Here is an 8,465-nt window from a genome sequence, read left to right on the forward strand (position 1 = left end):
ATGTTACCACTTCAGTTTGTTTAAATGTAGGTATAGCATAAAGCACTATCAAAGAATGCGTTAATTAAACCACATATTCTTCCCCTCAATACCTGCATGTGTGCCAAATAGGTTATATGCTATGGTATGGCTTTCCTATGGCACTGATTTGCTTTTCGTTTTCTATAAATATTATGTCCCTACAGGACGATATGCTGTCATTAAAACAATTATGAATGCTTCCGAAAGCAATGATCCCGTAGGGATAAAATATTTGTAGAATAACCCTTTAGATAGACCAGATGTCCTGTAGGGACAAAATAAACAGGCCTTTGAGTACCCTCAGTATTTTCCCCCTGACAGACCACCTATAAAATGCCTTTTACTCAAACAGTTAGTCATATCCATAGCGATGGATTTGCTTACAAGGCAACTGTCGCAGGACAGCCACCGGGTGTGGTGATCACCGGGTTTACAGGAAGCACGAACGGCAGCCTGACAGAGCTAAATTGCAGCTTTACTAAACTTTGAAAGTTTGGTAAAGCTTTACTGTTCGGTAACGCCCGCTGAGGGTAATAGCCTTAAAGCAGAGGTTGCCACCTTTCTAAACATCGACTCTCCCGGCAATGGTCTCCTGCCATAATTAAAGAGTGTGCCTCCGAATGCCGTAGACACATTGCAAAAGTGAAGAAATTCCGCCCCTTCGGGGCTTGCTTCTTATTTGGCTAGTTACAAAAGGCTACACCTTTTGCTGATAGATAGCGCCCCCTTAGGGCTGCAGTTGTACTGTTCAGTATCGACGCATCTCTATGGCCTTTCTCCTCTCCTCCGTGGTCTGTCCCCCGACAGATCATCCTCTACACATCTCTTTCATTTTCAAAAAAATTTACGGGTTTACAAGGTGGCTATCGATGGACAGCCCCCAGGTGTGAATGAAAACAGAAGCCATTCCACCATCAACTGCAAAACATGTCATCCACTGCGCTGTTAATTTTATATGCAGTCACTCAGACATATGGCCCATAAAGCCGACAAGGCAGTCGATAAGGCAAAGATCCGCATCAAAGAAGCGCTTAACCTGTTTGATCCGGTCATTATATTTCCATATCATGGCTATGCCAATAGTACCAAAGCCTACATCAATGGCCGGATACTCGAAAAAGAGCGGATGATCCACGAGGATAATGACGTGGAGGGTTCTCTCTGGCACAATATTCACAAAGTATGGAAGCGGTACGAAAGTGATGAAGTACCCGGCGTGGAAATTGAAGGAGAGCTTTATGGACACACAGCCAGGACCACAAGCAACGAAGAGGGTTACTTCATGCTGGTTTTTGATCTGGAAGGACAGCAACTGAAAGATGGATGGCACAAGGTGAAACTGCGGATCACTGATATGCCTTATGACCTGGAATATGAAGAAACCACCGAAGGAGCCATACAGGTTTGCAATGAGCAAAATTGCTTTGGGATCATTTCTGATGTAGATGATACGATCATCAAGTCCGATGCCATGCATGCCATAAAAAAACTGCGCATCATGCTCACGAAAGATGCCAAAAGCAGAGTGGCCTTTGACGGTGTAGACCACCTCTACCGCAATTTGACAGCCGAAGGCAAAAACCCATTATTCTTCGTTTCCGGCAGCTCTTATAACCTGTATGATATGCTGGTAAGCTTCTGCGAGCATCAATCTATACCACAGGGGCCGTTCTTTCTTCGCAATATCGGGCTTGACCCCACAAAATGGTTTAAACAGGACACGAACGAGTACAAAAAGGAGCATATTGAGCACCTCTTTGAAGTTTTCAGTAAGCTGTCATTTATCTGCATTGGAGACAGTGGACAAAAAGACCCGGAAATATATCTGGACCTGTACAAAAAGTACCCTGGCCGCATCAAAGCCATATACATCAGGCATGTGCATACTGATAAGCGGAGGCAGGCTCTGAAGGAAATGGCCGACTCCACAGACATTCCCTTCCTCATCATGAGCGACTCTAAGGATGCGCTTGATCATGCCACGGCGCAAAGCTGGGTTTAGGCAGCGCTTTACAGGCGAGACATTTATCATTCATTTTAGTAATTTAGCTCCGCAAGCTAATATACCACCTCTTTAATCATCAATATCGATTATGAGTTTCCTGAAAGCAGAATGGAGAAAGCTGGCACTTGCCAACTACGAAACGGATCCCGCTATACTTAAAAAATACGTTCCCCGAGGCACGGAAATTGACTTATGGAATGATACCTGCTACGTAAGTCTGGTAGGGTTCATGTTCGTCAATACGCGCCTGCTCGGCCTCCCTATCCCATTTCACCGAAACTTTGAAGAGGTCAACCTCCGGTTTTATGTTCGCCACAAGCACAAAGGTGAATGGAGACGAGGAGTGGTCTTCATCAAAGAAATAGTGCCAAAGCATGCCATTACGTTCGTAGCTAATACCATTTATAAAGAGCACTACCAAACCATGCGCATGTCGCATGAGTGGCAGGAACTGAAAAAATACCGATCGGTATGGTATGCATGGGAATATCAGGATAAAGTCAATTCTTTGATGATCAAAGCTGACCTGCTGCCCCATGAAATTACAGCAGGTTCGGAAACAGAATTTATTACAGAGCATTATTGGGGCTACACCAAAGTGAACGACCATAGCACCATGGAATACGAAGTACGTCATCCAAGGTGGAATGCTTACAAGGTCAACGAATATGAGATCAACGTGGACTTCAGGACGATATATGGTGACGAGTTTGAAGAGCTTTCCCGGGCAACACCAAAATCGGTGATGCTTGCAGAAGGCTCCGGAATAAGTGTTGAGAAGAAGAGAAAGGTTGAATTTTAATATTTTAGTGCTGGCTATTGATCCAAAACTTCAAACCTCCTAATAATGGGCTCCTATAACCGAAAAACACCGCAAAAGAATGACTGCCCTATGGAGCGGGCGGTAAATGCCATATCCGGTAAGTGGAAATTAGCCATATTGTGCGAGCTTAACCGTGGCACCTGCCGGCTAAAAGACCTTGAAGAATATAACCCCGAAGCGTCGAAAAGGGCACTTACCCAGCAGTTGGGCGAGCTAGTGGAAGACGGCTTTATTGCCAAAAAGGATTTTGATGTGTACCCTAAAAAGGTTGAATACTCCCTCACACCACTGGGCAAAGAAATGATGGGAGTGGTAAACGCACTCGGTAAGGTAGGGGAAAAAATGTAAAATAATCATGGGGGCAAATTTGCCCCTTATTGCCTCTGTTTAATGATGACTTTAGTTTTGGCTATCAAAAAGGGAAATCATGGACAGACGATTATTAGGCAATATTTTAATCATTTCATTTTTATCACTTTCAGGCACCGGCCTGTTCATATATTTTGTACCATTCAGTAAACCTGCGGCCTCTCTGCACACTTTGTTTGCACTAATATTTTTACTGGGTGCTGTTTTTCACATGGTCAACAACAGAACCCCGCTCACCAATTATATCACCGGCAAAAGGCAGAAAACACTAAAGAAACTGCAAAGTGGAGCAATTCTGACAGCCTTCATATTGATTTCCATAGGTGTACTCTACAACCTCCCATTTTTCAACAGCATTTACAATTGGGGCAATGCTATCAGAAACAGCCAGCTAGGAAAAACAGAACAAACTCTTGATTATGAAACCATAATCCTGCCGAACGCCTCAGGGCAGCACGGAATCACCATTGAACTAAAAAAGGGAGATGCATTTCAATACCCTCTCTTTGCCATCTGGCTTGAGGACACCTCCGGTAACTATATCAAAACCCTTTACATCTCACGGGTTATAGCTTCAAGTACTTTTGATTACGGGAAGAAAGTAAATGACAAATGGACACCCGCCGTAGTCAGAAGGCCCGAAGCACTCCCCTATTGGTCGCACAAGCGAGGAATCAAAGCTTCGGACGGCCTATATATACCCCTCGGCCCTGCCCCCGATCTGGATGGTGTATCAGGTGCAACACCTACCAACAATTTTATAATTACTTCCAAAGGAGACCTACATGCTGGGCAACACTATATAATATTCCTTGAAGTCAACCAATCTTATGACTGGAATGAATACTACAGTAAAGACAGGTTTGCTGAAGACGAGATTTATTCAGGGTCAGGCCAGGTAGGACAGCCATCATTAATCTATTCTGCAGAGATCGGTGCCCACGACCTGAGGCAAAAGACTTATAAGTTTTTAGAACTAACCGGGCACGGCCACCACTCTGGCAAAGATGGTAAGCTATATACCCACCTCGAAAATATTACCACGGCTAAAATGATTGCTGACAGGATAATCGTATCTATAGAATAGCTATATTATATGATACCTTAAGCTATATTTGCCTCCCATGAAGGGTCACCTGTTATTAAGTTTATTTTTTATTCTCCTCGTTTCGGCCTGCAATAACGATCGACCTGAGGCATATACCATTTCGACGGAAGATGGCCTTGTTCAGGTAGCACTTCGCAAACGCAACGACTACAATGAGCTGATCAGCATCTACAATGATTCTGTGGCTAGCACATGGCCGCTGCGTTACCCTGTATTTGCCTTTCAGCATGGCGATATTAACAACGATGGTACCGAAGATCTGGCTGTCGGAGTGATCAAGCGCACAAGGTATGACACCCTGGTACGAAAGCGTCTTTTCCTGTTTCAGTTGCGCAACAAAAGCATCATACCACTCTGGTTAGGGTCATCCCTAAGTCACCCTTTGGTGGAGTTTGGCATCATCAAAAATGAACAGGGAGAAACTCTTATCAGGGCAATAGAAAAAGAGCCTGGTGGGCAATATCTCATTGCCGAATATGAATGGTATGGGTTCGGCCTGTCTTTGAAGAAATATATCAGGCGTAAAATATCATTGGAAGAAGCAAAAAAATTTCACCTTCATTAAAGATTGTCTTAAATTGAGCGCCAAACTTACTTATAGTATATGACACTCAATATATTTCGACTCAAATCAATAATAATATGTTGTTTCTTCTTTGTTTTTTCATGTTCCCAGCAAGGGGAAGATAAAGAGCAGGATGCAGAGGAAGAAAGTACCGAACAGGCATCAACTGAGAGTAGTGATGAAAGTGAAGAAACCGAAGAATACTATATAGACGAGTTTTTACCTGACCTTGATACGCTTACTTATGAAGAGCAAAGGGCGCAACTGCCTCCCTTTGACCTGAATCAGGACCTTTCGGGTAAAACGCTGCATGAGCTACGCATCATCAGAAACACCATCCCCGCACGCTACGGATACCTGTTTATGAAAGCCGACCTGAGAGGGTACTTCCTTTCCAAGGACTGGTATGAAAACCTGATGAATACCCGGTGGTATGGCGACTGCAAGTATAGTGGCATAAAACCAGCCCCTCCTATCGAATATACTCCTGAGGAAATTGCCTTCATGGAAAAGGTCAAAAACCTGGAAGAACAATGGAAGCAGGAAAATTATATAGAAAAAAACGGGCTGAAATACCCTAATGTAAACAACATCATTAACCGCTGGCAGTACGGGCAGCTACCTGATAAGATGATCGCTGCCCTGGGAGAGCGTGGCTATGTCATAGTACCCAACAGTAACGTGCAGTTATTTCACGTGTACGAGCAAAATGACTACAGCCAGACTCAGAATTTTGTAACTACCGATCTCTATCTGCAGTTGTTTCACATGCACTTTTCATTTATGCTGCGCGGACTGGAAGAAGATTATTTTATACCTACCCTTAACGAACTTCTCTCAGGTTTTCTGCAGAAAGCTGACCAATTGGCCCAAAGCTCATCGCCCGGGTCAAAATCCGCCCTGGAGTACAATGCTGCCTTCTATGCCATTCCGCTGGCAATTTTAGAAGATAAAAAGCCTGCTGTACCTCAAAAATACACTGAAGTAGTATCTACCGAGCTGGACAATATCAAGGCTGCATCTTCTGCTACCTCCAGCCTGTTGCCGGGCTATAAAGAGATTATGTTCCCTTACGACCTGTTCAAACCCAGAGGGCATTACACCCGGACGGAAGATCTCAAGAAATATTTCAAGGCCATGCAGTGGTTACAAACAGCGCCTTATTGTCTGAAAGATGATACTGACCTTAAAAGAGCGGTGATAGCTGCCTATGTACTGAACCAGGGAAAAGGCAAATCGGGTAAAACATTACGAGACATGTATGCCCGCATACTGGAACCCACCTCATTCCTCATAGGGCAGCCAGACAACCTTTCAATATTGGACATCTGCCGTATCATTGACGGAAAATACCAGAACATAGATGAGCTATTAGAGCCTGAGAACCTTTCATCCACGCTCAAAGACCTCGAGGTTGTGGCTGCGAAGAAGAACGTTATCAAACCTAAAGTTGAAATGACCTGCTCTGATAAAATCAACTTCATGCCGGCCAGGTTTGTGCTGGACAATGAAATACTCCAGGAAATGACTGATCTGGATGCACGACCTTACCCGCAGGGTCTCGACGTAATGGCCAGCTTTGGCAGTGAGGCAGCAAAAAACATCTTGCTTGAAGAACAGAATGAGGACGAAAAATGGGACCAGTTCCTCCCCTCTCTGGAGAAAATGGAAAGTAAGTACAGTAATTATGAAGACTGGGATGCCTCCGTCTATGCCAAATGGATACAGGGATTAACAGAACTTCTCAAACCAGATGACAGGTACCCATACTTTATGCAATTGCCTGCCTGGAACAAAAAGAACCTGAATACTTCGCTGGCATCCTGGGCAGAGCTCAAGCACGATGCCGTTCTCTATGCAGAGCAGCCTTTCGCCTCCGAATGTGGCGGTGGCGGTGGTTGCTCACCTCCTCCTGAGCCTTACGTGCTTGGCTATGTGGAGCCTAACGTCAAATACTGGAAGTCGGCCCTGGAACTGCTGGACCTGACCGAAAACCTACTGAAAGAACATGACCTGCTGGACCATGGCATGCAATCGAAGCAAAATGAGTTGCGCGATTTATGCAAGTTTCTGCTTGCCATGAGCCAAAAGCAGTTAAAAGGAGAAGCGCTGAGTGAACAGGAATACCGCACCATTGAGCTGATCGGCAGCTCGGTCGACTATATTACCAAGTCCATACTCGGCGTGTACACCTGGGACGAAGTATCCGGCCCGGATAAAGAGATATCGGTAGTTGCAGATATTTACACTAATAATCAAGGCGAAAAAGCAGGAATATTGCACGTAGGTGTAGGCTTCGCCAATGACATTTATGTACTTGTGGAAATGGAAGGCTACCTGTACATCACCAAAGGAGCTACTTTCAGCTACTATGAATTTCCTCAGCCACTGGACCAGCGGCTTACAGACGAGCAATGGCAGGAAATGCTGAAAGAAGGGAAGCGATACCCCTTACCACCATGGATGGATGAAGTAATACTCGACCTCAACAAAGATAAAAAGCCGGAGATCAGGGAGTACCTTTATAGCTCAGGCTGCTGATGCTGCATAGGCTTGGCTTACTGCTTATCTTACTGGCTTCATGCTCCGCTCCGGACCGCATGGAGGTAGTATTTGGCGGGGATGTAATGCTTGACCGGGGAATCAGGGCCCAGATCGATACCCGGGGGCTGGAATATCTTACAGAAGATCTCAGCAAGGTATTTGACGGGGCTGATTATGCCGTCATCAACCTGGAATGCCCTGTAACCGATCAGCACACCCCCTTAACCAAAGAGTATGTATTCAGGGCTGAGCCTGAGTGGCTGCCCGGCCTGTGCAATGCCGGCATTACCCACTGCATCATGGCCAACAACCATAGTTATGACCACGGTCGCGATGCATTGGTAGCTACTGCCGAAAACTTAAATACGGCAGGTCTGGTACCAGTAGGTTATGGGCTCAACCAGGCCAAAGCCTGCGAACCGGTTTTGCTGCAAAAAGGCGATATAGAAGTTGCCCTGTTTGCCAGTGTCACCCTCGGGCTGGAGGCCTGGATGTACCTGGAAGATGACCCCGGCATGTGCCAGGCTACTATTTCCGACCTATCAAAAAACATCAGAGAATACAAAAAACAATACCCTCATAGGTTTGTAGTCGTTACCCTCCATTGGGGCGCCGAGTACCACCAAACCCCTACCTCCATACAGCGCGAAGAAGCCAAAAAACTGATCCACGCAGGCACTGACGCCATTATAGGCCACCACCCCCATGTAATCCAAAGCTTTGAATATATAGAAGGAAAACCCGTGTTTTACAGCATCGGCAACCTCATATTTGACAACCCCAACCCCAAAACCCATGAAGGAATACTGGTAAAGCTGGCTTTTGAAAAAGACAAACAGGAAGTGCAGGTAGTACCTTACAAAGCAGATAATAGTAAGCCTGTATTGATGAGTGAGGGTGAGCAGGTGGAGTTTAAGAAGCGATATACATTTTAAATAGAAGAATTAAAAAACGCACATTCCTATCTCCATATGCTTGCATGTGTGCCAAAGTAGAGTTCTATTCTATAGCATGGCTTTCCTATGGCACA

Annotated in this window: 8 protein-coding genes; all 8 read left to right on the forward strand. The window is 45.1% G+C overall.

Annotated elements, in window-relative coordinates:
* Positions 1-354: 354 nt before the first annotated feature.
* The 8 genes from E1163_RS26795 to E1163_RS26830 all read left to right on the forward strand — a co-directional run bounded on the left by E1163_RS26795 (position 355) and on the right by E1163_RS26830 (position 8,370).
* On the forward strand, positions 355-510 hold the full coding sequence (locus E1163_RS26795) for a hypothetical protein (RefSeq protein ID WP_155176238.1): 156 nt from the start codon (positions 355-357) through the stop codon (positions 508-510).
* A gap of 466 nt (positions 511-976) precedes the next feature.
* Positions 977-2,023 (forward strand): App1 family protein phosphatidate phosphatase, encoded by a 1,047-nt coding sequence (locus tag E1163_RS26800; RefSeq protein WP_155176240.1) that lies wholly within the window; start codon positions 977-979, stop codon positions 2,021-2,023.
* A gap of 91 nt (positions 2,024-2,114) precedes the next feature.
* On the forward strand, positions 2,115-2,828 hold the full coding sequence (locus E1163_RS26805; RefSeq protein WP_155176242.1) for a YqjF family protein: 714 nt from the start codon (positions 2,115-2,117) through the stop codon (positions 2,826-2,828).
* Between the two features lie 45 nt (positions 2,829-2,873).
* Positions 2,874-3,197, forward strand: a complete 324-nt coding sequence (locus E1163_RS26810; protein ID WP_155176244.1) for a winged helix-turn-helix transcriptional regulator — start codon at positions 2,874-2,876, stop codon at positions 3,195-3,197.
* A gap of 79 nt (positions 3,198-3,276) precedes the next feature.
* Entirely contained in the window at positions 3,277-4,305 is a 1,029-nt protein-coding gene (locus tag E1163_RS26815) for a hypothetical protein (RefSeq protein ID WP_155176246.1), read from the forward strand.
* Positions 4,306-4,342: 37 nt separating this feature from the next.
* Entirely contained in the window at positions 4,343-4,891 is a 549-nt protein-coding gene (locus E1163_RS26820) for a nuclear receptor-binding factor 2 (protein ID WP_155176248.1), read from the forward strand.
* 39 nt (positions 4,892-4,930) lie between these two features.
* The gene (locus E1163_RS26825) at positions 4,931-7,432 is read left to right on the forward strand and encodes a DUF3160 domain-containing protein (RefSeq protein ID WP_155176250.1); all 2,502 of its coding nucleotides are present in this window, start codon (positions 4,931-4,933) and stop codon (positions 7,430-7,432) included.
* The gene (locus E1163_RS26830; protein ID WP_155176252.1) at positions 7,432-8,370 is read left to right on the forward strand and encodes a CapA family protein; all 939 of its coding nucleotides are present in this window, start codon (positions 7,432-7,434) and stop codon (positions 8,368-8,370) included. Before E1163_RS26825 ends, E1163_RS26830 begins: the two co-directional genes overlap by 1 nt.
* Positions 8,371-8,465 lie beyond the last annotated feature (95 nt).

Source organism: Fulvivirga kasyanovii (assembly GCF_009711405.1).
In the GTDB taxonomy this organism is placed as follows: Bacteria; Bacteroidota; Bacteroidia; order Cytophagales; family Cyclobacteriaceae; genus Fulvivirga; species Fulvivirga kasyanovii.

Excerpts from the sequence above, each read along its gene's own strand:
- E1163_RS26795 (WP_155176238.1), top strand. The coding sequence starts at position 355 with ATGCCTTTTACTCAAACAGTTAGTCATATCCATAGCGATGGATTTGCT.
- E1163_RS26800 (WP_155176240.1), top strand. The coding sequence starts at position 977 with ATGCAGTCACTCAGACATATGGCCCATAAAGCCGACAAGGCAGTCGAT.
- E1163_RS26805 (WP_155176242.1), top strand. The coding sequence starts at position 2,115 with ATGAGTTTCCTGAAAGCAGAATGGAGAAAGCTGGCACTTGCCAACTAC.
- E1163_RS26810 (WP_155176244.1), top strand. The coding sequence starts at position 2,874 with ATGGGCTCCTATAACCGAAAAACACCGCAAAAGAATGACTGCCCTATG.
- E1163_RS26815 (WP_155176246.1), top strand. The coding sequence starts at position 3,277 with ATGGACAGACGATTATTAGGCAATATTTTAATCATTTCATTTTTATCA.
- E1163_RS26820 (WP_155176248.1), top strand. The coding sequence starts at position 4,343 with ATGAAGGGTCACCTGTTATTAAGTTTATTTTTTATTCTCCTCGTTTCG.
- E1163_RS26825 (WP_155176250.1), top strand. The coding sequence starts at position 4,931 with ATGACACTCAATATATTTCGACTCAAATCAATAATAATATGTTGTTTC.
- E1163_RS26830 (WP_155176252.1), top strand. The coding sequence starts at position 7,432 with ATGCTGCATAGGCTTGGCTTACTGCTTATCTTACTGGCTTCATGCTCC.